Raw genomic sequence first — 26,949 nt, 5'->3', positions numbered from 1 at the left:
GGAGGGGCTGCGCCGAGGGACGATGCCAGGGCCAGGGGTGGCGTCATGGTGCGGCATCGGTGAGGGTGAGAGCGGCGAGTTCGGTCCGCGCGGTGACGCCGAGTTTGGGGAACGCCTTGTAGAGGTGGTACCCGACGGTGCGCGGACTGAGGAACAGCTGTGCGGCGATGTCCCGGTTGGACAGGCCCCGTGCGGCCAGCCGGATGATCTTCCGTTCCTGCGAGGTGAGCACGGACAGCGCCCCGCCCGCGGCCTCGGCCCCGGGTACGGTCGCGCCGGTCGCGTCGAGCTCGGCGCGGGCCCGCTCCGCCCAGGGCGTGGCGCCGAGTCTCCGGAAGGTCTCGAACGCGTCGCGGAGCTGGGTCCTGGCCTCGGACCTGCGGCGCATGCGGCGCAGCCACTCGCCGTAGAGGAGAGCGGTGCGCGCGCGTTCGAACCGCCGGTCGTCGGGGTGCAGCCGCAATGCGGCCCGGTACAGCTCCGCCGCGTCCGTTTCCGGCGCGAGCAGCGCGCGGCAGCGTTGGACGTGCGCGTCGATCCACGGCTGCGCGGCGTCGTGCGCCCAGGCCGTGAGCCGTGCGAGCGGCTCACGGGCGTCGGCCGGCCGGCCGAGCCGCACCGCCGCCTCGACCAGGTCGGGGATGCTGCGCAGGCCGGGAAGCTGGTGGCTCACCGGTCCGGTGTGCAGGGCGGTCAGGCGGGTGCGGGCGGACTCCCACCGGGCGTGGCCGAGGTCGAGCAGGGCCAGTGCCCAGTGCGCCCAGGACATGCCGGGCGGGGTCGCGCCGGGTTCCGGCGCGGCGAGCGCGTCGTCGGCGAAGGCGTGACAGCGCCGCTCGTCGCCCGTCACCGCGGCCAGGTAGGCCAGTACGCCGCTGATTTCGGCGGTCCACTGCCGGTGTCCGAGCTCCTGGGCGATGTGCAGCGCCTCGGTCGCCTCGTCCCAGGCGTCGGTGTGCAGGCCGAGGAAGGTCGACGTCCGGGCGACACACGCCAGCACGGGCGGTGTCCGGCCGATCCAGCCGCGGTCGCGGCACCGGGCGAGGAGCTCGCCGGCCACCCGGTGCGCCTCGGTGTCCTGACCGGCGGCCTGGAGGCTGGTGGCTCCGACCAGGATCGTGTCGTGCGGCCCGCCGAATCCGGTCCGTCCGGCGGCCGCGACACGGCGCACGAGGGCCCCGGGGTCCCGGTCCCCCTGACCGATCGCGGACCGCACCGTCCAGGTCAGCAGGCGGGCCACATGGGTGAGCGGGTCGTCGGGCGGCAGCGGCAGGGCGTCCAGCCGGTCCGCGGTGTCCGCGATCTCGTCCTTCCCGAGGTACCAGGCGGCGTGCACCGCGTCGAGCAGCAGGTGGGCGGCCAGCGCCGGATCGTCGTCCCGGATCGGCTCGGCCGCCTCGGTCAGCAGCCGGCAGGCCGTGCGGAGCAGGCCGTGGTGGAACGCCGCGGCGGCGCGGACCCGGGTGGCGCGCACGGTCAGGGCCGGGTCGTCGGTGCCCGCGGCGCCGTGCCGGGCGAGCTCCACCATGCGGTCGATGTCGCCCTCCTCGGCGATCGCCTCCGCGGCCAGCACGAGCCGGCGGGCCCGGTCCGTGCCGGACTCCGTGAGCCGCGCGGCCCGTTCGTAGGCCGCCGCGGCGGCGGCGTACCCGCTGCGCTCGACGGCCCGCCGGGCGGTGTTCTCCAGTTCCGCGGCCACCTGCTCGTCGGGTCCTGTGGCCACCACGGCGTGGTGCCAGGCGCGCCGGTCGGCGTCCTCCGGCCGGTGGAGGGCCTCGGCGAGGGCCGTGTGCACCACGAGGCGGAGGCTGACCGGCGCCGCCTGGTAGACGGCCGACCGCACGAGGGGGTGGCGGAAGCGCACGGTGCGGTTGTCCACCCGGAGCAGCCCCGCCGTCTCCGCGGGCACCAGGTCCGTGGGGCGGCAGCCGAGGGGGGCGGCCGCGCGCAGGACGACGTCGCGGTCACCGGTGTCCTCGGCGGCCGCGACGAGCAGCAGGTTCCTGCTCGGCTCGGGCAGCCGTCGTACCCGGTCGAGGAACGCCGCCTGGACCGTCTCGGTCATGGGCAGGTCCTCGCCGGCGGCGACCGGCCGGCCGGCGGCGAGGGCGAGGGGCAGTTCGAGGAGGGCGAGCGGGTTGCCCTGTGCTTCGGCCAGGACCCGGTACCGGTGGGCGGGGGACAGCGTGGCGGCGTGCTCGGCCAGGAGGCCCGCGGCGGCGGGCGCGTCGAGCCCCGTCAGCGGCAGGTGGGCGAGTCCGGGGGCCTCGAAGCCGGTCCGGGCGGTGATGATCAGTGCCGTGCCCTCGGCGTCGAGCCGCCGCGCGGCGAACAGCAGGGCCTCGGCGGACGCCCGGTCCAGCCACTGCGCGTCGTCGACGAGGCACAGGACGGGCCCGCCGTCGGCGAACTCGGCGAGGAGGGAGAGGACGGCGAGGCCGACGAGCATGCGGTCGCCCGGTTCGGCCGGGGCGAGGCCGAAGGCCCCGCGCAGGGCGCGCGCCTGCGGTGCCGGGAGGGCGTCGGTCCGGTCCAGGGCGGGCCGCAGCAGCAGGTGCAGGCCGGCGAACGGCAGGTGGGCCTCGGACTCGATCGCGGTGCCGCGCACGACCCGTAAGCCGTCGGCCGCCGACGCCGCGTACTCCATCAGTGCGGTCTTGCCCATGCCCGGCTCCCCGGTGATGAGCAGGCAACCGCTGCGACCGGTCCGGCAGTCCGCCAGCAGGCGGTCGATGACCGATATCTCGTCACTCCGTCCGTACAACACCAGGTGAGCGTACTTAAACAGGCCGGATGTCCCGGACCGGATTGCCGGGGCGTGACGGATTCCGCTGCCGGCTCCCGGCCCTAGCGTGGTGGGACGGAACACGGCGGCGGAGGGAGATCGGCCATGTCCGGCTTCGACGAGCCGGCCAGGCGGTACCTGGCGAGCTGGAACGAGCGTGACCCGGTCAGGCGCCGGGCGCTCGTCGACGCGCTGTGGACCGACGACGCCGGTTACGTCGATCCGATCACGGCGGCCGAGGGCCGCGACGCCGTCGAGGAGGTGATGGCCACGGCCCAGCGGCAGTTCCCCGGCCTGGTGTACCGGCCGGCCGGGAAGGCCGACGGCCACCACGGGGTGGCACGCCTCGGCTGGGAACTGGCGCCGGACGGCGGCCCCGCGGTGATCGTCGGACTCGCCGTCATGGTCACCGAGCGGTCCCGGCTGCGCCGCCTCCACGGATTCCTCGACCCCGTCCCGCAGTCACCACCTCACCAGGAGCCGGACGTTGACACCTGACCCGATGACCCTCCACCCGCTGCCGGCACATGAGCGGGTGGTGTTCCTCAGACCGCTGGTCGGCTCACCGAAGATCGTCGTGGGCGAGTACACCTACTACGACGACCCGGACGGCGCCACCGGCTTCGAGCACCGCAACGTGCTCTACGCCTACGGCCCGGAACGGCTGATCATCGGCAAGTACTGCGCCATCGCCGCGGGCACCCGGTTCCTGATGGCCGGCGCCGACCACCCGACGATGGGGGTGTCCACCTTCCCGTTCACCATGTTCGGCGGCGAGTGGGCCGAGCGGACCCTCGACATCGTCACCGGCATGCCCAGCCGGGGCGACACCGTGGTCGGCAACGACGTCTGGTTCGGGTACCGGTCCACCGTCCTGCCCGGGGTCCGCATCGGCGACGGCGCCGTCATCGCCGCCGGCGCCGTCGTCACCGCGGACGTACCGCCGTACACGATCGTCGGCGGCAACCCGGCCCGCCCGATCCGGCGGCGGTTCGACGACGCCGACGTCGACCGGCTCCTGCGGGCCGCCTGGTGGGACTGGCCGGCGGAGCTGGTCACCGAACACGCCCGCACCATCATGGCCGGCACCCCGGCCGACATCGCCCGTATCGCCGCCGGCCACGGACCGGAGAGCGCATGACACCCGTGTCGATCGAGGAGCACCCGGTGTCCGGCGGTGGCGGACCGTACGCGGTCACCACCGGACCGGACGGCGCGCTGTGGTACACGCTGGTCCACAGCGGCCAAATCGGCCGGCTCGTACCCGGCGCCGGACCGGAGAGCCACCGGCTCGACCCGGACTGCGGGCCGACGGTCATCACCACCGGGCCGGACGGCGCCCTGTGGTTCACCGAGTACCGGGCGCACCGCATCGGCCGGATCACCACCGCCGGCGCCGTCACGGAGTTCCCGCTGCCCACTCCGGAGTGCGGGCCGTTCGGCATCGCGGCGGGGCCCGACGGGGCGCTGTGGTTCACCGAGACCGCCGCCGACCGCATCGGCCGGATCACCACCGGCGGTGAGATCACCGAGTTCCCGCTCCCGGTCACCGGCGCGTTCCCGTCCGCGATCACCGCGGGAGGGGACGGCGGGATGTGGTTCACCCTGAACCAGGCCGACGCGATCGGCCGGATCGGCACCGACGGCACGGTCACCGTCCATCCGCTGCCCACCGCGGGCTCCGCACCGGTCGGCATCACCCTCGGCCCCGACGGTGCCCTCTGGTACGTCGCCATCGCCGCCGGCCACATCGGCCGCGTCACCACCGGGGGTGAGATCACCGAGTTCCCGCTGCCCGACCGCGCCGGCCGGCCGCACGCCGTCACGACGGGCGCCGACGGTGTCCTGTGGTTCACGGAGTGGGGCGGCAACCGCGTCGGCTCCCTCACCACCGAGGGCGTGACCGAGGTGCACGACCTGCCCACACCCGGCTCGGAGCCGCACGGCATCACCCTCGGCCCCGACGGTGCCGTGTGGACGGCACTGGAGGCCGGCGCCCTCGCCCGCATCACCCCGAACCCGTTGTCCCGACCCAGGAGGGAACCTCGCCCATGACGTCCAAGCACACGATCCCCCAGCCAGGAACCGCGAGGAACCGGCCCGGTTCCACCGACCCCGGAGCCGAGTTCGACCGGCAGGTGCACAACCTCGCCGAACGGGACTATCCGGCGATGGCCCGCCTGACCCCGGAACAGTTCACCGCGCTGGTCGCGCCCCTGCGCGACCTCGTCACCGACGTCGGCCACGAGGCATGGGCGCCGGACACCGGGCGTGTGCCCTTCCTGCTCGTGGTCACCCGGGACGTCGTCCCGATCGAGCGGGCGACGGCGCGCACCACCCTCCACGGAAGGACCGGACCCGGCTTCGTCGACCGGTCCTTCGAGCCCGGCGCCCTCGAACGGTTCGTCGCCGTCGAGGAGACCGGCCTCCCCGACCGGCGCGTCTACCTGCTGCTCGACGTCGAGCGCGGGGAGGAGTTCTGCGGTGCCGTGCCCCACGACGCCCTGGACACCATCGCCGCCAGGGGACGCACCCCGCTCACCATCGAGGAAGGGGTCGCGCTGATCACCCACTTCCCCGAGGTCCTGGTCAAGAACAAGTGCTTCTCCCTGGGCGGTTCACGCTCCGGCGACCGCCGCGTCCCGGCGATCTGGATCAGCCGGCACACTCCCAAACTGGGCTGGTGCTGGGAGGGCAATCCCCATACCTGGCTGGGCATGGCCTCGGCCGGCTCCCGCCGCGCCGCCGTGGAGCGGTAGCGCGGGCAAGTTCCGTTCAATAAAAGGAAGTTCGAGCCACGAACGCCATGTGCTGGATGTTCCCGGCCCTGTTCCAGGTGGAATGGTCGCCCGGGGTCCCGACACCCCGGGCCCGGCCGCACAGCCACTCCTCCCCCGCACTCGCCACCGCTCCCCGGAAGTCCGCGAGGCCGGTGAGGCTTCTGGCCGCCGCCCGACACCGACAGCCGGGTGACGTACGCCACGGGGTGCCGGACCCGATCACGATGTACGACCTCGACGGCAAGGGCTGGTTCTCCTGGGACGCGCCTACCGCATCACCGTCTGCGCCGGCGCGGTCCTGCGGGTCCTGGGCACCGCCTGCTTCGCCGCGGCGAAGGTGCGCCGGATCCGGCAGGTCATCCGCCGGTGGGGCGGCATCCGTGCCGCGACCTCGCGGATGATGAGCGCACGCACCCGCTACCCGCGCATGCGGCGCCCGACCACCATGATGATCACGACAGGTTCCGCGATCCTCGGCCTGGACTCCGTCCACGACAAGTGCATCAAGACGAAGCTGTGACCCCCCGGGACCGCCGGTCCTGAACGGCCGGCGGTCCCCCGCCCCATCCGTACGACGGCCCGCTCCGGCCGGGAGACCCCCGGCCGGAGCGGGCGTACGGGAAGGATGTCCCATGAGCTCCCCCAGTCCCCTCCTCGTCGTCCCCACCGTCCTGTGGACCGCGGTCGCCGCCGTGGCGGTGGTCACCGCGATCGTCCGGTCCGTCCGGATCAGGCGCCGGTCCGCGGACCCGGCCGGCTCCTCCGCCCCCTGGAACCCCTACGGCCCCGACTTCACCGTGGCCGTGGTGGCGGCCGCCGCCGGGTACGCCGTCGGGGCCCTGATCGCGCGGCGTTTCACCGTGGGCCAGGCCGCGCTGGGCATCCTGTGGCCCACGCTCGCCGCGACGGCCCTCGCGCAGGCGGCACGGGGGCGCCTGCGCGGGTCGGCCCCGGTAGTCACCGTGCTGTTCGCCGCCGTGGGCGCCGCGCTCCTCGGCGTGCTGCCCGGCTGATCCCCGACGGGTGCGGGGCTCCGCCTCGGGGCACCACGGGCTCGGGCGGCGTGGTCCCCCCTCCGCCGGAAGGCGGGGAGGACGCGGCCCGCCACCCGGGAGGCCGGTGTGCCCCCGCCCGCAGCACACCCGGGCGAGCCCGTCCTGCTTGCCGGGCGGATCGCGGTGATCAGCAGGTCACGTACGCCCGGCGTCCGCGGGCGGTCACCGGCAGACCGATTCCGTCTCAAAGCTTGCGCACGAATCACACACATCCCCTCTACATGTCGGCCCCGATGGTCTAGATTGACCTTGCTTCAGCCGTTCGAACGCACGGTGACGATCGATGAACCCTGGGTGCGGGGAGCACCCGAGGGCCGGGGTGGGTTGTTCAGCCGGTTCCGGGAGAGCCGGGACGGCATGCGCGGGAGGCGGGGGCCTCCTGTGGGGGAGGAACGGCGCGGCGCGGGAGGCGGGGGCCTCCCGGGTGGAGAAACGGTGTCAGGGGAACACGTCGAACCACTGGGGACCTGGGGGGTTCTGTGCGGCAGGGGGAATTAGTCGGCCCGTTTCCGTCGGCGCACGAGCGTTCGGCGAACGGGAGAATCAGCAGACCCGCGACCGACTGGGAGCAGCGGTACCGCCGTACCGTGATCACCGGCGATACGGTGACCACCGCCTTCGTGGTGGCGGCGATCGGCAACTTCTTCGGGGTCCGGGACGCGGCCAACTGGCATGAGAAATGGGGGATCCTCGCCTTCGGCACCTGGCTGCTGGTGCTGGGGGCGCTCGCGGTGGGCCGGGCGTGGTCCTCGTCCGTGCTCGGCCAGGGCGCCGAGGAGTTCCGCCGGCTCGGACGCTCCCTGTTCATGGCGACCGTCGTCCTGGCGCTCGGCGGGATCGCCCTCACCTCGCGCAACATCAAACTCTGGATCTTCGTCGCGGTCCCCGCGATCGCGGTCGTCACCATGGTCGCGCGGTATCTGCTGCGCCTGTGGCTGCACAGGGAGCGGAAGGAGGGCCGGTGTCTGAGACCGGTGCTCGCCGCCGGGAGCCCGGCCACCGTGCACGACCTGATCACCCGGACCCGGAGGTTCCCGCACCTGGGCTGGCGGGTGGACGCCGTGTGCACGACGGACGGTCTCGGACTCGACGGTGACCGGGTGGACGGAGTGCCGGTCGTCGGCCGGCTGGCGGACGTCGCCGACCACGTCCGCCGCGACGGCTACCGGGTCGTCGCCGTCACCCCGGACCCGCACTGGTCACCGCACCGGCTGCAGCGGCTGGCCTGGAACCTCGAGGGCAGCGACGCCGAGATGGTCGTCGCCCCCGTGCTGATGGAGGTGGCCGGCCCCCGGCTGCACATCGACGCGGTGCTCGGGATCCCGCTGCTGCGGGTCAGCATGCCGGCCTTCACCGGGGGCCGCCGGGCGGTCAAGGGAGTCGTCGACCGGCTGGGCGCAACGATTCTGCTGCTGCTGTTCGCGCCGCTGATGGCGGGCGTCGCGCTGCTCGTGCTGACGACCAGCCGGGGCGGGGCGTTCTACCGTCAGCGCAGGGTCGGCAAGGACGGCCGCGAGTTCACCATTCTCAAGTTCCGCACCATGGTCGTCGGGGCCGACCGGGCCCGTGCCGAGCTGGCCGGCCTGAACGAGGGCGCAGGACCGCTGTTCAAGCTCCACCGGGATCCGCGGGTGACCCGGGTGGGAGCGGTGCTGCGCCGGTACTCGATCGACGAACTCCCGCAGCTGTTCAACGTACTCACCGGATCGATGTCGCTCGTCGGGCCGCGGCCTCCGTTACCGGAGGAGTCCGCCGCCTACGGCCCGGACATCCGGCGGCGGCTGCTGGTCAAGCCCGGCCTCACCGGCCTGTGGCAGATCAGCGGACGCAGCGACCTGTCGTGGGAGGAGGCGGTCCGGCTGGACCTGCGGTACGTGGAGGACTGGTCGCTCGCCCTGGACACAGTGATCTTGTGGAAGACGCTGCGTGCGGTGCTCTACGGGCAGGGGGCCTACTGATGTGCGGGGGGCGGCGCCGTCGTACGGACGGTGTACGGACCGCAGGCCGCGAGGGCCTGCCCTGGGGGAGGAACGGAACGTGAGAGTCAGCGTTTTCGGGCTCGGCTACGTGGGCTGTGTGTCGGCCGCGTGCCTGGCCAGTATGGGCCATCAGGTCATCGGGGTGGACGTCAGCCAGGTGAAGGTCGACCTGGTCAACGACGGCAAGGCCCCGGTGGTCGAGGAACGGATCGGCGAGCTGATCGCCGAGGTGGTGGGGAGCGGGGCGTTACGCGCCACCGGCGACGTCCGCGAGGCCATCATGGACAGCGAGATATCGCTGGTCTGCGTGGGCACGCCGTCGGAGCCCAACGGCAGCCTGTGCACCACGTACCTGGAGCGGGTCACCGAGCAGATCGGCGCCGCGCTGGCCGAGCGGGGCGGGCGGCACACCGTCGTGTTCCGCAGCACCATGCTCCCGGGCACCTGCCTGAACCTGCTGGTGCCGATCCTGGAGAAGTACGTCGGCGGCACGGCCGGGGTGGACGTCGGGGTCGCGGTCAACCCGGAGTTCCTGCGCGAGGGCACCAGCGTGCGGGACTTCTTCGACCCGCCCAAGACCGTCATCGGCGAGCTCGACCCGGCGAGCGGCGACGCGGTCCTGGCGCTGTACGAGGGCCTGCCCGGCGAGGTGTTCCGGGTGCCGGTGCCGACGGCCGAGGCGATCAAGTACGCGGACAACGCGTTCCACGGCCTCAAGATCGGCTTCGCGAACGAGCTGGGCGCGGTGTGCCAGGCGCTCGGCGTGGACTCGCACCAGGTGATGGACGTGTTCCTGGCCGACCGCAAGCTGAACATCAGCCCCGCCTATCTGCGGCCCGGCTTCGCCTTCGGCGGCTCCTGCCTGCCCAAGGACCTGCGCAGCCTGGTCCACGCGGCGCGGCGGGCCGACGTCTCGGTGCCCATCCTCTCCCACGTGCTGCCCTCCAACGCCGACCACCTGCAGCGGGCGGTGGAGCTGGTGGAGCGCGCCGGCAAGCGCCGGGTGGGACTGTTCGGGCTGTCCTTCAAACCCGGCACCGACGACCTGCGCGAGAGCCCGCTCGTCGAACTGGCCGAACGGCTCTTCGGCAAGGGGTACGACCTGAGGATCCACGACGCCAATGTGAGCCTGTCCCGGCTGCTCGGCGCGAACCGCGAGTACGTCGAGACACGGCTGCCGCACCTCGCGCAACTGCTCGCGGACTCCGTCGACGAGGTGCTCGAACACGCCGAGGTGTGCCTGGTCGGGACCAGGGACCCGGAGGTGCTGTCGAAGCTTCCCCACGGCGACGGTCCGGTGATCGTCGATCTCGTCCGCCTTCCCGACGCCGAGACGCGCCGGACCGAACCGGGGTACATGGGCCTTGCTTGGTGACACGTCGTTCGACGACACGGCCAGGGACGGCCGGCACGGCCGGCGTGCGCTGATCCTGGTGGAGAACCTGTCGGTGCCGTTCGACCGGCGGGTGTGGCAGGAGTGCACGACCCTGCGCGACGCGGGCTGGACGGTGCACGTCATCTGCCCCCAGGGGAGCAGACGGGACACGGAACCCGAGGCGGTGATCGACGGGGTGCGGATCCACCGCTACCCGTTGCGCGCGGCCACCGGCGGGCCGGCCGGCTATCTGCGGGAGTACGGATCGGCGCTGTGGCACACGGCCCGGCTGGCCCGGAAGGTCGGCCCGGTCCATGTGGTGCACGCCTGCAACCCGCCCGACCTGCTGTTCCTGCCGGCGCTGTGGCTGAAGCGGCGCGGCGCGCGGTTCGTCTTCGACCAGCACGACCTGGTGCCCGAGCTGTACCTCTCCCGGTTCGGCCGCGGCGAGGACCTGCTCTACCGCGGCGTGTGCGCGCTGGAACGGATGACCTACCGGGCCGCGGACATCGTGCTCGCCACGAACGAGAGCTACCGGGACGTCGCGGTGCGCCGGGGCGGCCGGCGGCCGTCGGACGTCTTCGTGGTGCGCAGCGCACCCCAGACCGACCGGTTCCAGCCGGTGCCGCCCGAACCGGAGTTGAAGAACGGCAAGCCCCATCTGCTGTGCTATCTGGGCGTCATGGGCCCGCAGGACGGCGTCGACTACGCCTTGCGGGCCCTCGCGAAGCTGCGCGACGAGGTCGGACGGACCGACTGGCACGCGGTGTTCATCGGCTCCGGCGACGCCTTCGACGCGATGGTGGAGCTGTCCCGGCGGCTCGGGCTCGACGAACAGGTGCGGTTCACCGGGCGCATCCCGGACGCCGACCTGGTGCGCTACCTGTCCACCGCGGACGTGTGCCTCTCCCCCGACCCGCGCAATCCGCTCAACGACGTGTCGACCATGAACAAGGTCCTGGAGTACATGGCGATGGGCCGGCCGATCGTCTCGTTCGACCTGAAGGAGGCGCGGGTCTCCGCCGGTGACGCCGCCGTCTACGCGCCCGCGAACGACGAGTCCGAGTTCGCGAGGTCCGTCGCGCTGCTGCTGGACGATCCCGAACTGCGGGCCCGGATGGGCAAGACCGGCCAGGAGCGGATCAACGGGGAGCTCTCCTGGCGGAACTCGCAGACGTCGCTGCTCGCCGCCTACACCGCCGCCTGCCGCGACCGGGTCCCGGCGCCGGCGGGCGCCCGGAGGCGGGCGGGGAAGAGGCCACGTCGTTGAGCGATGACACGATACGCCTGGCCACGGTCGGGCGGATGATCCACCGGCGGTGGCGGCTGCTCGCCGTCCTCGCCGTGCTGGGCGCGCTCGTCGGCTACGGCACCTCCGTGCTGTTCCCGCCGCGCTACACGACGTCGGCATCGGTCCTGCTGCCGGGGGCGTGGGAGGAGCGCGAACTGCTGACCCGGACGGAGATCGCGACCAGTTCGGTGGTGGCCGACCGGGTGGCCGCCACGCTCGACTGGGCCGGGGTCGACGGCCGCGAGCTGCGGAAGCGGGTGAGCGCCGAGGCCGCCGACGGGAACATCATCAAGATCTCGGGAACGGCCGACACCCCGGAGCGCGCGCAGCGGCTCTGTGACCAGGTGGCCCAGGAGTTCGTCGCCTTCACCGCGGGGATCGCCGGCGACGACGCCGGCTCCGCGGCGGCGGCGCGGCCCGAGGAGCTGCGGAAGCTGGTGACGCGGACCAGCCGCCGCATCACCGAGCTGGCCGACGCGGCCGATCCCGGCCGGACCGTGGAGAGCGTGCAGACCCGCACCGAGCTCGCGAAGCTGCGCACCGCGCTGCAGGAGGCCGTCACCGCGCTGGAGCAGGCCGGCCCGGCCGCCGACGAGGCCGGCATGGTCGTCATGGGGCCGGCGGCCCGGCCGGACGGTGAGGCACCGCCGACGCGGATCCAGCTCGTCGTCGGCGGGGCGCTGCTGTTCCTCCTGCTCGCGGTCGTCGGTCATCTCGCCGCCGCGCGGGCGAGCCGCCGGCTGCGCACCGAACCGGAGATCGTCGCGGCGCTGGGCGCGGTGCCGCTCGGTACCGTCGACGTGCCCGCCGGGCGGCCCGCGCATCCGCCGGAGGGCCGTGACGTGCGGGCCCGGATCCGCCGGTTCCTCGGTGTCGACGTCCGGTGGGACGTACCGGCCCCGCGGACGTCCGGCGACGAGGCCGGCCGGCGGATCCGCTACCGGCGGGTGTGCGCCCGCCTCCGGGACCGGCTGCCGCGCTCCGGGCGGCGGTTGCTGGTCGTCGTCCCGGACGGCGACGAGGTCGCCCACCGGGCCGCCGAGCGGCTCGTCACCGAGGCCGAGGGGGATCCGCTGCTGCGGGTGACGGAGGTTCCGGTGTCCCGGCCGGTGGTGCCGGACCGCGGCGAGGAGTCCGGTGCCCTGGTCGTGCTCAGCGCGGGCAACTGGACCGCGGGGGAGCTCACCGGCATCGCCGAGGCGTGTGCGGACGCGGGGCACGAGATCGTCGGCGTCGTCGTCGCCGGCCCGGTCCGGACCCGTACGGCACGGTCCGCCGGCCGTCCCCGGGACACCGCCGAGCCGGTGCTCACGGCCGGCGACGACGCGACGGGAGGCCCACGGTGACGACACGTACGAACGCGGAGCCGTCGGCCGCTCCGCTGCTGGACCTGCAGGCGCTGGTGGTCGCGGTGCGCAGGCGGCGCCGCCTGTGGTGCTCCATGGCGCTGCTGGGGCTGCTGGCCGGCGTGGCGGTGGCGGTGCTGCTGCCGGCGCCGCCGACCGCGGTGACCACGGTGCTGGTCGCGCACGAGGCGGACCAGCCGAACGACCCCGGAACGCTGATCCGCACCGACGCCGCGCTGCTGGGGACCACGCGGATCGCGGGAGAGGCCCTGCGGTCCCTCGGTTCCCCGGAACGCCCGGAGGACTTCATGCGGGACTACCAGGGCACCGGTCTGACCAACAACCTGCTGCGGATCACCGTGACGGGTGACAGCGACGCGGAGGCGGTGGCCCGTGCCGAGGCGCTGGCCGAGGCGTTCGTCGCGGACCACGTGAAGCGGATCAAGGAGGCCGCGGACGCCGAGTCCAAGGCCCTGCTCGGCCGGCGCGACGACATGCGGGACGAACTCGCGCGGGTCAACGAGGAGATCGGGGAAGGGCCGCCGCAGAGCGACCCGGAGGCGTCGGCGAACCTCGAGTCGCTCTTCGCCCGCCGGGCCGAACTCACCTCGCGGATCACCGACTTCGACCAGCGCGCCGAGGAGGCGCGGCTGGGCACGCCCCGGCTGGTCGCGGGCACGCAGATCGTGGACGCCGCGCGGGCGGTGGAGCACTCCCTGCCCAGGACCGCCGCCACCGACGCCGGGATCGGGCTCGTCCTCGGGCTCGCGCTCGGCCTCGCGCTGGCCGCCGTCGGCGTGGTGGTGGCGGACCGCCCCGTGCTGCGCCGGGAGATCGCGGCGAACCTGGGCGCCTCCGTCATCGCGGAGCTGCCCGGCCGGCCGGCCGGGCCGTGGCGGCGCCGGCGGGGCAGGGCGGCACGGGAACGGCTCACGGTGTCCCTGACCCGTACCGTACGGGGCTCCGCGGAACCGGTGTCGCTGCTGGAACTGGGCTGTGCGCGCGGTGCGAGCACGATCGCCCTGGACCTCGCCGGGGCCCTGGGAGCGGACGGGCCGGTGGCCGTCGTCGACGGTCTGCCCGGCCCGCAGCTCGCCAAGCGCCGGCCGAGGCCGGGAGACCCCGCCGTGGTCGACGGCGCGGACACCGCGGCCGTGGCGTCCGGGGAGCGCCGGATCGGTGTCGGCTCGGTGGCGCCCGGCACCGCGTGGACCGACCTCCGGTACCTCGGCACCCGGACCGTGCTCGTCGTACGGGCCGGGCACGGCAGCGCCGCGTGGCTGCACACCGTGGCGCGGCAGCTCGCGGACCAGCGCATCACGGTGATCGGCGTGGTGCTGATCGACCCCGATCCGCGGGACCGGACCGACGGCACGCTGTGGGACGGGCCGCACACCGTGCCGCGCGACCGCGGCGAGCGGCCGGCCGGGCCGGACGGCGGGGGTGCCTCCCCCGCCGGGCGGGCGGCGGGGGAAGGCCGGCGGGGGACGGAGCGGCTGCCGATGCCGGCGGCCCGGGTCCCGGACAGCGACCAGGAGGCGCGGTAGGACATGTGTGGCATCGCAGGCACGTACCGGTGGCCGGAGGGGAAGGCCGTGGCCGACCGGCTCACCGATGTCCTCGCCCATCGCGGCCCGGACGGGGCGGGACGGTACAGCCATCCCGTCGGTGACGGCGAGGTGCACCTCGGGCACCGCAGGCTGGCCATCGTCGACCTGTCGGAGACCGGCGCCCAGCCGATGGTCTCCGGCGGTCTCGTCCTGACGTACAACGGCGAGCTGTACAACGCGCCCGAGCTGCGTGCGGAGCTGACGGCCGCCGGGGTGCGCTTCCGCGGCACCTCCGACACCGAGGTGCTGCTCGAGGCCTGGCGGCGCTGGGGCACGGACTGTCTGCCCCGGCTGCGCGGCATGTTCGCGTTCGGGATCTTCGACGAGCGGACCGGTGAACTGGTGCTGGCTCGCGACCAGTTGGGCATCAAGCCGCTGTTCCTGCTGCGGCGCGGCACGGGTCTGGTGTTCGCCTCCGAGCTCAAGGCGCTCGCCGCGGTGACCGGCCAGAGGCTGGACGTGGACCACACGGCCCTGGTGGCCTCGCTGCTGTACTACTGGGTGCCGGACTCGCGGTGCGCGTTCCGCGAGGCGGAGAAGCTGCCGCCGGGGAGCTGGCTGCGGTGCCGGCCCGACGGCCGGGTGGAGCGCGGCCGGTTCTGGAACCTGCGGGACGTCGCCGCCGAGGGCCGGGAGCGGGCCCTGGCCGGCGAGCGGCCGGACCTGGCCGCGATCGTCGAGGAGTCGACCCGGCGGCACCTGTTCTCCGACGTGCCCGTGGCGACCTTCCTCTCCGGCGGTCTCGACTCCAGCTACCTGACCGCGCTGGCCGCCCGCCACCAGCCGGGGATCTCCGCCTACACGATCGGGTTCCGCGCCGAGGACGCCCGGTTCGAGGCGATGCCGGACGACCTGCGCTACGCCCGGCAGGTGGCCAGGCGGTTCGGCGTCGACCTGCACGAGATCGAGATCGCCCCGGACGTGCTCGACCTGCTGCCGCGGATGACGTACCACCTGGACGAGCCGATCGGCGACCCCGCCGCGATCAACACCTTCCTGATCTGCTCGGCCGCCCGGGAGGCCGGGGTCAAGGTGATGCTGTCGGGGATGGGCGCCGACGAGCTGTTCGCCGGCTACCGCAAGCACCTGGCCAACCTGCTCGCGCTGCGCTACCAGCGCGTGCCGCGGCCCCTGCGGCGCAGGGTGTCCGCGGCGGTGGACCGGCTGCCGGTGGCCACGTCCCGCCGGGGGTACCGGTCGGTGCGTTTCGCGAAGCGGTTCCTCTCCTTCGCCGAGCTGCCGGAGGAGACCGCGTTCCGGCGCAGCTACACCATGTACGACCGGGACGAGCTGCTCGCCCTGGTCGACCCGGACCTGGCCCCGGCGGTCGACGACGTGCTGACCGAGCACGCGGACACCTATCAGGACAACGGCCTCGACGACTTCGTCAACCGCATGTGCCTGGGCGACGCCCGGATGTTCCTGCCGGGCCTGAACCTCGCCTACACGGACCGTTCCAGCATGGCCGCATCGACGGAGGTGCGGGTGCCGTACGTGGACGTCGAGGTGGTGAGGGCGGCGTTCGCCTTCCCCGGCGACCGCAAGATCGTCGGACGGCAGGGCAAGGCCGTCCTCAAGGAGGCGGCCACCTCGGTGCTGCCCCGGGAGATCGTGTACCGGCCCAAGGGCCTGTTCAGCGCCCCGCTGCGGGCCTGGATGAGCCGGGATCTGGCGCCGCTGGTGCGCGAGGTGGTCGACGACGGCGAGCTCGTCCGTGCCGGGATCCTGCGCCGCGACGCGCTGCGGCGGCTCGTCGCCGAGGACGCCGCCGGGCAGCGGGACTTCTCCAAGCATCTGTGGCATGTGCTGACCCTCGAGTACTGGTACCGCGGCGCGACCTCCCCGGCCGGCCAGACCCCTTCCCCGACGGCGTAGAGAACAAGAGGACTTCCGGTGAAACAGGTTGTGCAGAACTACAAGAGCGGCGAGCTGGCGCTGCTCGACGTGCCGGTGCCGGGCTGCAAGCCGGGCGGTGTGCTGGTGCGGAGCGCGTACTCGCTGATCTCCACCGGGACCGAGCTGATGAAGGTCTCCGAGGCCGGCATGTCGATGGTGGGCAAGGCCCGTTCCCGGCCGGACCAGGTGGCGAAGGTCGTGCAGAGCGTGGCCGTCAACGGGGTGCCCGCCACCTACCGCAAGGTGATGGGCAAGCTGGACTCCTACACGCCGCTGGGTTATTCGCTGTGCGGGGTGGTCGAGCAGGTCGGCGCGGGGATCGACGACGTGAAGGCCGGCGACCTGGTGGCCTGCGCCGGCAACGAGCACGCGCTGCACGCCGAGCTGAACTGGGTGCCGAAGAACCTCTACGTCCCGGTGCCGGACGGCCTCGCGCCGCGGCACGCGGCCTTCGGGACCGTCGGGTCGATCGCGCTGCAGGGTGTCCGGCAGGGCGAGTCGCGGCTCGGCGAGGTGGCGCTGGTCGTCGGCCTCGGGCTGATCGGGCAGCTGGTGGTGCAGCTCCTCGCCGCCTCGGGGGTACGGGTCGTCGGGGCCGACCCCGACCCGGCGCGCTGCGAGCTCGCCGAACGCCTGGGCGCGGCGGCCTGCGGCGATCCCGCGTCCGCGGCCGTGGAGAACGCCGTCGCCGAACTCACCGACGGCCACGGCGTGGACCAGGTGTACCTGGCCGCCGGCGGCGGCAGCAACCAGCCCGTGGAACTGGCCGCCCGGCTGAGCCGGGACCGGGGCCGGGTCGTCGACATCGGCAAGTGCCGCCTGGACCTGCCGTGGAACGCGTACTACGAGAAGGAGCTCGACGTCCGGTTCTCCCGTTCGTACGGGCCCGGCCGCTACGACCCGGAGTACGAGCTCCAGGGGCGGGACTACCCGATCGGCTATGTGCGCTGGACCGAGCGCCGCAACCTGGCCTGCTTCCTCGACCTCATGGCCCGCGGCAGCGTCGACGTGGAGCCCCTGGTCTCCCATGTCGCCGACTTCGACGACGCCGTCGAGACGTACCGGAGCCTGAAGGACGGCGAACTGAAGGCCGTGGCGGTGCTGTTCCGGTACCCCGGGCAGGAGACCGAGGCGCAGGCGCCGGCCCCGGTGGTGGCCGTGCCCGCCGTGGACGTGAAGCGGGGCCCGGTGCGGGCCGCGAGGACGCCGGTGCGTCTCGCGTTCGTCGGCGCGGGCAACTACGCGTCGTCGATGCTGCTGCCGCACCTGGCGCGGCGCGACGGCGTCGAGTTGTCGACGGTCGTCACCACGACGGCGCTGTCCGGCGCCAACGCGCAGCGCAAGTTCGGCTTCACGGCGGCCACCACCGATCTCGACGCCGTGCTGGGCGACGCGTCCGTCGACGCGGTGTTCGTGGTCACCCGGCACAGCTCGCACGCCGAGCTGACCCGGAAGGCGCTGCTGGCCGGCAAGGCGGTGTTCGTGGAGAAGCCGCTGGCGCTCACCGAGGACGAACTGGCCGGGGTGCTCGCCGCGGTGGAGGAGTCCGGCAACGACCGGCTGCAGGTGGGCTTCAACCGCCGGTTCGCGCCGCTGCTCCAGGAGGCCAGGAAGCGGTTCGGTGCCCGCAGCGGTCCGGCGAGCCTGCGCTACCTGGTCAACGCGGGCCGCCTCGACCACGGCAGCTGGTACCTCCAGCAGGGCACCGAGGGCTCGCGGTTCGCCGGTGAGGGCGGGCACTTCATCGACACGGCGAGCTGGCTGCTGGAGGCCGACCCGGTCTCGGTGTACGCGGTCGCCCCGTCCGGCAACGAGGACCTCCAGATCGTCCTGCGCTACCCGGACGGGTCCACCGCCACGATCAGCTACGTCACCACCGGATCGGCCGGGTTCCCCAAGGAGACGCTGGACCTCATCGCGGACGGCAGGGTGCTGCGGCTCGACGACTTCGTCCGCGCCTCGGTGTACGGCCGGAAGCGGTGGGTCAGTTCGCGGCTGCCCCAGGCCCGGGACAAGGGCCAGAACGCCGAACTGGCCGCGTTCGTCAAGGCCGTGCGGACCGGCGGGCCGATGCCGGTGCCGCTCCGGTCGCTGGCCGCGACCACGGCAGCCACCCTCGCCGTACAGGCGTCTCTGGCCGGGGGCGTGCCGGTGACGCTCACGGGGTCGCGATGAGCATGAGCGCGGGATGGTACCTGCGGCGGCTGTCCCGGATGGGGCCGCGGGAGATCGGCGGCCGGGTGGGAGACACGGTGCGCAGACGGCGGTGGCGTTCGGCGCCGCCGGACTGCCCGGACGTGACCGGCGCCCGGTTCACCGCGGTCCTGCCCGCGGGGGCGGTCGCCGCGGTGCCGCCGGACGCCGCGAAACGTCTCGTCGCGGAGGCGGACCGGCTGATGGCCGGGCACGCCGAGTACTTCGGGGTGGACCGCGACGACCTGGCCGACCCGGACTGGTGGTACGACCCGAAGACCGGACGCCGGGCCCCGTCGGGCTACGCCTTCGACGTGCCGTACCGGGACGAGGACGCGGTCGGGGACATCAAGCAGATCTGGGAGCCGTCCCGGCACCAGTACCTCACCGTGCTCGCCGCCGCCTACGCGGTCACCGGGGACGAGCGGTACGCCGAGCGGGTGGCAGGGCACCTGCGGTCGTGGTGGGCGGCCAACCCGCCGCTGCGCGGGGTGCACTGGGTCAGCGGCATCGAGCTGGGGATCCGGCTGCTGTCCTGGGTGTGGGTCCGCCGGCTGCTGGACGGCTGGCCGGGCGCGGCCGCCCTGTTCGAGGGCAATCCGGTGGCGCTGCACCAGATCTGGCACCACCAGCGCTGGCTGGCCGCCTTCCCCAGCCGGGGCTCCTCGGCGAACAACCACGTCATCGCCGAGGCCGCCGGGCAGTTCGCCGCGGCCTGCGCGTTCGGGTGGTTCCCCGACTCGGCGCGCCGGCGGGCCGACGCGCTGCGGTCGCTGGAGCGGCATCTGCGCGGCAACACGTTCCTCTCCGGCCTCAACCGCGAGCTGGCCACCGAGTACCACGGGCTGGTGCTGGAGCTCGGCCTGGCCGCGGTGGCGGAGGCGGACGCCGCCGGTGTGCCGGTGCCCGCGACGGTCCGGCTGGTGCTGCTGCGGATGACGGACGCGCTCGCGGCCGTCGTGGACGACCGGCTGCGGCCGCCGCGCCAGGGGGACGCGGACGACGGGCACGGTCTGGTCGTGGACGGCGCGGGCACCGACCGCTGGGGTTCGCTGCTGGCCACCGGGGACGCCGTGTTCGGCCGGCTCGACTGGTGGCCGGAGGTGACCGGCACCGATGTGCGCACCCCGCTGCTGGCCGCGCTCATCCGGCCGTACGCGGACAAGAAAACCGTGCGCCCGGCGAGCCGGCCGGCCCACTTCGCCGACGCGGGGATGACGATCCTGCGCGGTCCGGAGAAGATCTGGTGCCGCTGCGACGGCGGTCCGCACGGCTTCCTGTCCATCGCCGCGCACGCCCACGCGGACGCGCTGTCCGTGGAGGTCCGGCACGACGGGGTCGACGTGCTCGCCGACCCGGGGACGTACTGCTACCACGGGCAGCCCGAGTGGCGGCGGTACTTCCGGTCGACCCTCGGCCACAACACCCTGGAGCTGGACGGCGCCGACCAGTCCGTCTCCGGCGGACCGTTCCTGTGGACCCGGCACGCCCGCAGCCGCGTCCTGGCCGTGGACACGTCCGGTGGAGGCGTGACCCGCTGGTGCGCCGAGCACGACGGCTACCGGCCTTCCGTGCACCGCCGCCGGGTGGAACTTGACTCCGCCGTCCAGGAGGTGAGAGTGGTCGACGAGGTGCGCGGCCCGCGCCGGGCCGTGCGCCTGGCGTTCCACCTCGGCCCGGAGATCACCGCGGACCTGACGGGGAACCGGGCCCTGCTCACCTGGACCCGGGACGGCGAGGACCGCTCCGCGGTGCTCGACCTGCCCGGGCGGCTCTCCTGGCGGGCGCACCGCGGCGAGACAAAGCCGCCGCTGGGCTGGTACTCCGCCGGCTTCGGACGCAGGGAACCCGCCACCACGCTGGTCGGCACCGGTTTCACCGACGGCACGGAGAAGTACACCACCGTCCTCGGCTTCCGCGGTCAGGGGGCCTGATCCGTGGGGATGAAGGGGCGGCTCCGGGCGTTACCGGCGGCACCGCTGACGCCGGTCCTGCTGACGCTGGTCCTGCTGGCGGCGGCGACCGGCTGCGACGGCGGCACGCCGGACGCGCGGCCGGAGCCGTCCGCCACGCCGTCCGCGTCCGTGGCCCGGGTGTGCGACCGGCCCGCCGCCGGGCCGGCGAAGGCGCCGGCGGGCGCGGTGACGGTCGACCCCGCGGTCGCCGGCGACCTGGCCGAGAAGACCAGGAACAGCCCCCCGCACACCACCTTCTGGCTCCGGCCGGGCACACACCGGCTCGGCTCCGGCCGCTACGCCCAGGTCGTCCCCAAGGAGGGGAACACCTACCTCGGCGCGCCGGGCGCGGTGCTCGACGGCCGCAGGACCAACCAGTACGCGTTCGGCGGCACCGCCCGCGACGTCACCCTCCGCCACCTGACCGTGCGGGGGTTCGTCGCCCCGCACGACGAGGGCGTGGTCAACCACGACTCGGCCGACGGATGGGTGATCGAACACTCGACGATCCGGGACAACTCCGGTGCCGGGCTGATGGCCGGCGCCCGCCAGCAGGTCCGCGCCAACTGCCTGCGCGACAACGGCCAGTACGGCATGAACGCGTACAAGGCCGACGGCGCTCTCGGCGGTCTGGTGGTCGAGGGCAACGAGATCACGGGCAACAACACCGGTGACTGGGAGCGGAGGCGGCCGGGCTGCGGCTGCACCGGAGGCGTCAAGTTCTGGGCCGTCGACGGCGCCGACGTACGCGGCAACTGGGTGCACGACAACCGCGGGACCGGGCTGTGGGCGGACACCAACAACAACGACTTCCGCATCGAGGGCAACCTGCTGGAGGAGAACGACGGTGCCGCGCTGATCTACGAGACCAGCTACAACGCGGTCGTCCGGGACAACACGATCCGGCGGAACAACTGGGTCGAGGGCCGCAGGTACGCCGACCGCGGCGACACCTTCCCGTTCGCGACCGTCTACATCTCCGAGTCCGGCGGCGAACCCCGGGTGCGGGCCCGCACCGACAGGATCGAGATCCACCGGAACGTGCTGGAGGACAACTGGTCCGGGATCACCCTGTGGGAGAACGCCGACCGGTTCTGCAACAGCCCCGCCAACACCTCCTCCGGCGACTGCACGCTGCTGGTGGAGGACAAGGACCGCTGCGCGCAGCCGGCGATCGCCACCGCGCCGCTCTACGCCGACTGCCGGTGGAGGACCCAGCGGGTGGACATCCACGACAACCGTTTCGTGCTGGACAAGTCCGTCGTCGACTGCACGGCGATGTGCGACCGGATGGCGGTGCTGGCCAACTACGGCACCTACCCGGACTGGTCGCCGTACCAGGGCGAGCGGGTGTCCGAGGCGATCACCCGCGAGCAGCACAACCGCTGGCACGACAACACCTACGTCGGACCGTGGAAGTTCACCGCCCACGACCCGAGCCGGGTGCTCGACGCCGTGCAGTGGCAGGGGCCTCCGTACCGGCAGGACGCGGGCAGCACCTTCCGCGCGCGGGGCGGTGGCTGAGATGACCACGGACCGCACACCGAAGCTCGTCGGGACGGCCTGGGGACTGCTGGTCCTCAACACGCTCGGCTCCGCCGGGGCGAAGACCGTCGTCCCGCTGCCCCGTTCCCTCATCCAGATGGTCACCATGGGCGCGCTGGCCGTCGCGTTCACGCTGGCGCTCGCGGTCGATCCCCGGCTGCGCGTCCGGCCGAGCGCCTACCTGTTCCTGCTCACCCTGCTGCTGGTGCCGAGCGTGATCTCCAGCGCGGACCCGGAATCCGGGTTCGGCGCGCTGTTCCGCTGCGCCCGGCTGGCCCTCTTCGTCGCCACGCTGTGGCTGCTCAGCCGCTGGTGGGACGGCGGCACGACGTTCGTACGGCACCACATCCGGATGTACTTCCTGGTCCTCGGGTCGGTCGCCGCCGGCCTGGCCGTCTCACCGGGCGCCGCCCTGCCCGACCTGTACGGCGGGCGGCTGGTCGGCGCGCTGTGGCCGCTCACCCCGCCGCAGATCGGACAGTACGCCGCGGTGATCATCGGGCTCACCGTGCTGCTTCTGCTGGGCCGCCGGACCGACGGGCGCGGCGCGGCGGTCGTCATCGTGCCGTCGCTCGTCCTGCTCGCGCTGACCCACACCCGGACGGCCACGGTCGGCCTGCTCGTCGGGCTGGCGCTGGCGATCGGCTCGCTCGTCCTGACCAGCGCCGCCGCCCGCCGCTTCTTCACCTGGACGGTGCTGTGCGCCGCCGTGGCCGCGGTGGTGTTCGGCTCCGCGCTGCAGGCGTGGTTCCTGCGCGGGCAGAGCCAGGAGAACTTCACCAGCCTCACCGGCCGGGCCAAGGTCTGGGACGCCCTGCTGGCGGCACCCCGGACGACCTCGGAGCACCTGCTCGGCACGGGCCTGGGCGACAAGTCGTTCGGCGGGCTGCCGATCGACAACAGCTGGCTGGCCGTCTACCACGAGCAGGGCGTGACCGGTGTCGTCCTGGTGGCGGCGTTCCTCGTCGTGCTGGGCGGTGTCGCGCTGCTGCGGCCGCCGTCGCTGTCGAGGGCCTGCGCGATCTTCCTGATCGGTTACTGCGCGATCGCGTCGTACACCGAGGCCGGGCTGGGCGACGCCTCGCCGTACCTGCTGCACCTGGCCGTGGCCGCCTCGCTCCTGGTGGCGCCCGCCCCGGCCGCTCCCCTCCCGGTGCCCGACGTCCCCCGGCGACGCGTTCCGCGCTGGGCCCAGAGACCGGAGGTGATCTGAGCATGCACGTCCTCGTGGTGCACAACCGTTACGCCTCGGCGCAGCCGAGCGGGGAGAACAAGGTCGTCGACCAGGAGGTGGCGCTGCTGCGCGAAGCCGGCCACCGGGTCGAGGTGTTCGAGCGGCGCAGCGACGACATCGCCGCCATGTCCCTGCCGCGCAAGGCCGCGGTGCCGCTGCTCGTGCCGTGGAACCCGGCGGTCCGCAGGGAGCTCGCCGCCCGGCTGCGCGCCGGCCGGCCGGACGTGGTGCACGTCCACAACGTCTTCCCGCTGCTGTCGCCGGCGGTGCTGGCCGCCTGCGCCGACGCGGATGTGCCGGCCGTCGCCACGCTGCACAACTACACCCAGGTCTGTCCGCCCGGCACGCTGCAGCGGGACGGCCGGCCGTGCGCCGAGTGCGTCGGGTCGGCGCCGCTGCCCGCCGTCCGGCACGGCTGCTACCGCGGCTCCCGGGCGGCGACGGTGCCGCTCGCGGTCGGTCTGTCGGTCAACCGGCGGCGGTGGTGGTCCGGCGTGGAGCGGTTCTTCTGCATTTCCGCGGCGCAGCGCGACGTCCTGGTACGGGCCGGCATGCCGGCCGGACGGCTGGCGGTGAAGCACAACTTCGTGCCCGATACGGACGCCCGCCGTACGGGCCCCGGCGAGCATCTGCTCTACCTCGGCCGGCTCGCCGAGGCCAAGGGCGTACGGCTGCTCATGACCGCGTGGGACGAGATCGCCGCCGCCGGCGGTGTGGGCGTGCCGCTGGTGATCGCCGGTACGGGGCCGCTGGAGCCGGAGGTGACCGCCTGGGCGGCGGGCCGGGACGACGTGCGGTACGCCGGCCTGTACGACACGGAGCGGTGCCGGCGGGCGATCGCCCGCTCGGTGGCCGTGGTGGCCCCCTCGACGTGGCTGGAGGCGTTCGGCCTGGTGGTCGTGGAGGCGATGGCGGCCGGGGTGCCGGTCGTCGCCGCCGGCCACGGCGCCTTCACCGAACTCGTCGAGGACGGGACGACCGGGCTGCTGCACCGGCCGGGCGAGGCCGCCTCGCTCGCGTCCTGTCTGCGCCGGATCACGGCCGGGCAGGGCCGCAACGAGGAGATGGGCCGGGCGGCCCGGCGCCGGTACGAGCGGGGCTTCAGCCCGGCCGTCGGCCTGGAGCGCCTGGTGGAGGGATACCGCACCGCGATCGCGGGGCGGTCGGCACTGGCTCGCGGCGGGGACACCCGCGCGGGCAGGGGGGATGGGGACAGCAGATGACACGATGCCGGCTCTGCGGCTCACAAGCGATGGCGAGCGTCGTCGATCTCGGGGCGACGCCACCGTGTGAGAGCTTTCTCGCCGCGGACCAACTGGACCGGCCGGAACCGGCGTACCCGCTGCACCTGCGGGTCTGCACCGACTGCTGGCTGGCGCAGATCCCGCCGCTGATCACACCGGAGGAGACGTTCAAGGAGTACGCGTACTTCTCCTCCTACTCCACCTCCTGGGTGGAGCACGCGCGCACGTTCGTCGCGGACGCCGCGGAGCGGGTGGGACTCGGCCCCGACGCCTTCGTGGTCGAGGTCGCGAGCAACGACGGATACCTGCTGCGGCATGTGGTGGACCGGGGCATCCGCTGCCTGGGCATCGAGCCGTCGGTGAACGTCGGCGCCGCGGCGCGCGAGGCGGGGGTGCCCACGCTCACGGAGTTCCTGAGCCCGGACACCGGCGCGGCCGTCCGCGCCGAGCACGGCCCGGCGGACCTGGTCGTCGCCAACAACGTGTACGCGCACATCCCCGACGTGGTCGGGTTCACCCAGGGGCTGCGCGCCCTGGTCGCCGACGACGGCTGGGTCTCGATCGAGGTGCAGCACCTGCTGACCCTGATCGAGGAGAACCAGTACGACACGATCTACCACGAGCACTTCCAGTACTACACGGTCGCGTCCGCGATCCGGGCGCTGGCGAGCGGCGGACTCACGCTGGTGGACGTCGAACTGCTGCCCACGCACGGGGGTTCCGTCCGGCTGTGGGCCCGGCCCGCCGAGGCGGCCGGCGAGCCGAGCGGGCGGGTGGCCGAGGTGCTGGACCGGGAGAAGGCCGCCGGGCTCCAGGAGCTGACCGGGTACGCCGAGTTCTCCGCCCGGGTGGCCAAGGTGCGCCGGGACCTGCTCAGGTTCCTCATCGAGGCGGCCGAACGCGGTGAGACGGTCGTCGGCTACGGCGCCCCGGGCAAGGGCAACACCCTGCTCAACCACTGCGGCATCCGGCCCGACCTGCTGCCGTACACGGTCGACCGCAACCCCTACAAGCACGGCAGGTTCACCCCGGGCACCCGCATCCCGGTCCTGGCGCCCGAACGGATCGCCGCCGACAGGCCGGACTACGTCCTCGTCCTGCCGTGGAACCTGCGCGAGGAGCTGGTCGAGCAGCTGTCCTTCGTGCACGAGTGGGGCGGCCGGCTGGTCTTCCCCATACCGGAACTGAGCATCGTCGAGGCCGCGTCCCGAGAGGTCACAGCATGAAGGTCGTACTGTTCTGCGGCGGTTACGGGATGCGGATGCGCAACGGCACCGCGGACGACGTGCCCAAGCCGATGGCGATGGTCGGCCCCCGGCCGCTGATCTGGCACGTCATGCGCTACTACGCGCACTTCGGGCACACCGAGTTCATCCTGTGCCTCGGCTACGGGGCCCACCACATCAAGGACTTCTTCCTCCACTACGAGGAGACGACGTCCAACGACTTCGTGCTGCGCGGCGGACGCACCGAGCTGCTCTCCACCGACATCGCGGACTGGACGATCACGTTCGCGCAGACCGGCATCGAGTCCCCGATCGGGGAGCGGCTGCGCCGGGTGCGGCACCACCTGGACGGCGACGAGATGTTCCTCGCCAACTACGCCGACGTGCTCACCGACGCCCCGCTGCCGGAGATGATCGAGAACTTCGCCCGGCGCGACGCCGGCGCGTCGATGATGGTGGTGCCGCCGCAGTCCTCGTTCCACTGTGTGGACCTGGGCGAGGACGGCCTGGTGGGGGGCATCACCGCGGTGAGCGACATGCCGCTGTGGGAGAACGGCGGCTATTTCGTGCTCCGTCAGGAGGTCTTCGACCACATCCCCGAGGGCGGGGACCTGGTCGCCGACGGATGCGCGGGGCTGGCCAAGGAGGGGCGGCTGGTGGCACACCGGCACCGCGGCTTCTGGAAGCCGACCGACACCGTCAAGGAACGGGCCGCGCTCGACGCCGCCTACGCCCGGGGCGACCGCCCGTGGGCCGTGTGGGAGCGGGACGGCGTGGGGGTGGGCGCGTGATCCGGCTCGGCTCCGGGCGCCTGGACCGGGTCGTCGCGGTGGGCGCGCACTGCGACGACATCGCCATCGGCGCCGGCGGCACCCTGCTCGCGATGTGCCTCGCCCGGCCGGGTCTCCGTGTCGACGCGCTGGTGCTCTCCGGCGGTGGCGGCGAGCGGGAGCAGGAGGAACGGGCCGCGCTCGCCGCCTTCTGCCCGGGCGCCGACCTGCGGCTGACCGTGCTGAAGCTGCCGGACGGCCGGATACCGGCGCACTGGGAGGAGGCCAAGACCGCGGTCGAGGAGCTGCGGACACGCACCGATCCGGAGCTGGTCCTCGCCCCGCGCACCGAGGACGCGCACCAGGACCACCGCGGCCTGGCGCGGCTGATGACCACCGCGTTCCGCGACCACCTCGTGCTCGGCTACGAGATCGTCAAGTGGGACGGCGATCTGGGCCGTATGGCGGCGTACCAGCCGCTGTCGCCGGAGACCGCCGAGCGGAAGGTGCGGCTGCTGCAGGAGCACTACCCCTCGCAGCGGCACCGGCCCTGGTACGACCGGGAGGCCTTCCTCGGCCTCGCCCGGATCCGCGGCATCGAATGCAACGCGCGCTACGCCGAGGCGTTCGCCGTCACCAAACTCACTCTCGACCTGGGGGACTGA

The 26,949-nt window shown here is 73.5% G+C and carries 20 protein-coding genes; 19 read left to right on the top strand and 1 reads right to left on the bottom strand.

The window, feature by feature from the left end:
- Window positions 1-43 precede the first annotated feature (43 nt).
- The gene (locus IH50_RS0104435; protein ID WP_030857419.1) at window positions 44-2,767 is read right to left on the bottom strand and encodes a helix-turn-helix transcriptional regulator; all 2,724 of its coding nucleotides are present in this window, start codon (window positions 2,765-2,767) and stop codon (window positions 44-46) included.
- Between the two features lie 123 nt (window positions 2,768-2,890).
- Between IH50_RS0104435 and IH50_RS0104430 the strand changes: the two genes are divergently transcribed.
- The 19 genes from IH50_RS0104430 (at window position 2,891) to IH50_RS0104335 (ending at window position 26,949) form a co-directional block, all read left to right on the top strand.
- On the top strand, window positions 2,891-3,283 hold the full coding sequence (locus tag IH50_RS0104430; protein ID WP_030857417.1) for a nuclear transport factor 2 family protein: 393 nt from the start codon (window positions 2,891-2,893) through the stop codon (window positions 3,281-3,283).
- A complete protein-coding gene (locus IH50_RS0104425) occupies window positions 3,273-3,926 on the top strand; it encodes a CatB-related O-acetyltransferase (RefSeq protein WP_030857415.1) in 654 nt (217 codons plus the stop codon). Before IH50_RS0104430 ends, IH50_RS0104425 begins: the two co-directional genes overlap by 11 nt.
- Window positions 3,923-4,840: a virginiamycin B lyase gene (locus IH50_RS0104420; protein WP_030857413.1), complete on the top strand. Its 918-nt coding sequence runs from the start codon at window positions 3,923-3,925 to the stop codon at window positions 4,838-4,840. Before IH50_RS0104425 ends, IH50_RS0104420 begins: the two co-directional genes overlap by 4 nt.
- Complete coding sequence (locus IH50_RS0104415; protein ID WP_199822043.1) at window positions 4,837-5,544, top strand: DUF5701 family protein; 708 nt, start codon at window positions 4,837-4,839, stop codon at window positions 5,542-5,544. The genes IH50_RS0104420 and IH50_RS0104415 overlap by 4 nt, the downstream gene beginning before the upstream one ends.
- Before the next feature lie 653 nt (window positions 5,545-6,197).
- On the top strand, window positions 6,198-6,578 hold the full coding sequence (locus tag IH50_RS40730) for a hypothetical protein (protein ID WP_030857407.1): 381 nt from the start codon (window positions 6,198-6,200) through the stop codon (window positions 6,576-6,578).
- 521 nt (window positions 6,579-7,099) lie between these two features.
- Window positions 7,100-8,578: a sugar transferase gene (locus IH50_RS0104400; protein WP_030857405.1), complete on the top strand. Its 1,479-nt coding sequence runs from the start codon at window positions 7,100-7,102 to the stop codon at window positions 8,576-8,578.
- Window positions 8,579-8,657: 79 nt separating this feature from the next.
- Window positions 8,658-9,974, top strand: a complete 1,317-nt coding sequence (locus IH50_RS0104395; RefSeq protein WP_030857403.1) for a nucleotide sugar dehydrogenase — start codon at window positions 8,658-8,660, stop codon at window positions 9,972-9,974.
- Window positions 9,964-11,244: a glycosyltransferase family 4 protein gene (locus IH50_RS0104390; protein WP_030857401.1), complete on the top strand. Its 1,281-nt coding sequence runs from the start codon at window positions 9,964-9,966 to the stop codon at window positions 11,242-11,244. The genes IH50_RS0104395 and IH50_RS0104390 overlap by 11 nt, the downstream gene beginning before the upstream one ends.
- Window positions 11,241-12,611, top strand: a complete 1,371-nt coding sequence (locus IH50_RS0104385) for a membrane-bound polysaccharide biosynthesis protein (protein ID WP_030857399.1) — start codon at window positions 11,241-11,243, stop codon at window positions 12,609-12,611. The genes IH50_RS0104390 and IH50_RS0104385 overlap by 4 nt, the downstream gene beginning before the upstream one ends.
- Window positions 12,608-14,158: a Wzz/FepE/Etk N-terminal domain-containing protein gene (locus IH50_RS0104380; RefSeq protein ID WP_030857398.1), complete on the top strand. Its 1,551-nt coding sequence runs from the start codon at window positions 12,608-12,610 to the stop codon at window positions 14,156-14,158. Before IH50_RS0104385 ends, IH50_RS0104380 begins: the two co-directional genes overlap by 4 nt.
- Window positions 14,159-14,161: 3 nt before the next feature.
- Window positions 14,162-16,096: an asparagine synthase (glutamine-hydrolyzing) gene (gene asnB / locus IH50_RS0104375; protein ID WP_030857397.1), complete on the top strand. Its 1,935-nt coding sequence runs from the start codon at window positions 14,162-14,164 to the stop codon at window positions 16,094-16,096.
- A gap of 18 nt (window positions 16,097-16,114) precedes the next feature.
- On the top strand, window positions 16,115-18,292 hold the full coding sequence (locus IH50_RS0104370; RefSeq protein ID WP_030857396.1) for a bi-domain-containing oxidoreductase: 2,178 nt from the start codon (window positions 16,115-16,117) through the stop codon (window positions 18,290-18,292).
- Window positions 18,289-20,244, top strand: coding sequence for an alginate lyase family protein (locus IH50_RS0104365; protein ID WP_030857394.1), 1,956 nt, complete (start codon window positions 18,289-18,291; stop codon window positions 20,242-20,244). The genes IH50_RS0104370 and IH50_RS0104365 overlap by 4 nt, the downstream gene beginning before the upstream one ends.
- A gap of 3 nt (window positions 20,245-20,247) precedes the next feature.
- Entirely contained in the window at window positions 20,248-21,789 is a 1,542-nt protein-coding gene (locus IH50_RS0104360) for a right-handed parallel beta-helix repeat-containing protein (protein WP_030857392.1), read from the top strand.
- Between the two features lies 1 nt (window position 21,790).
- On the top strand, window positions 21,791-23,023 hold the full coding sequence (locus IH50_RS0104355; protein ID WP_030857390.1) for a membrane protein: 1,233 nt from the start codon (window positions 21,791-21,793) through the stop codon (window positions 23,021-23,023).
- A 2-nt stretch (window positions 23,024-23,025) separates the two neighbouring features.
- Complete coding sequence (locus IH50_RS0104350) at window positions 23,026-24,267, top strand: glycosyltransferase (protein ID WP_030857388.1); 1,242 nt, start codon at window positions 23,026-23,028, stop codon at window positions 24,265-24,267.
- A complete protein-coding gene (locus IH50_RS0104345) occupies window positions 24,264-25,514 on the top strand; it encodes a class I SAM-dependent methyltransferase (protein ID WP_030857385.1) in 1,251 nt (416 codons plus the stop codon). The genes IH50_RS0104350 and IH50_RS0104345 overlap by 4 nt, the downstream gene beginning before the upstream one ends.
- Entirely contained in the window at window positions 25,511-26,305 is a 795-nt protein-coding gene (locus IH50_RS0104340; protein WP_030857384.1) for a glucose-1-phosphate cytidylyltransferase, read from the top strand. Before IH50_RS0104345 ends, IH50_RS0104340 begins: the two co-directional genes overlap by 4 nt.
- Entirely contained in the window at window positions 26,302-26,949 is a 648-nt protein-coding gene (locus tag IH50_RS0104335) for a PIG-L deacetylase family protein (RefSeq protein ID WP_030857383.1), read from the top strand. The genes IH50_RS0104340 and IH50_RS0104335 overlap by 4 nt, the downstream gene beginning before the upstream one ends.

Origin of the sequence: Streptomyces sp. NRRL S-37, from assembly GCF_000721605.1 — a bacterium.
In the GTDB taxonomy this organism is placed as follows: Bacteria; Actinomycetota; Actinomycetes; order Streptomycetales; family Streptomycetaceae; genus Streptomyces.
This window is presented reverse-complemented; position numbering and strand designations above follow the sequence as displayed.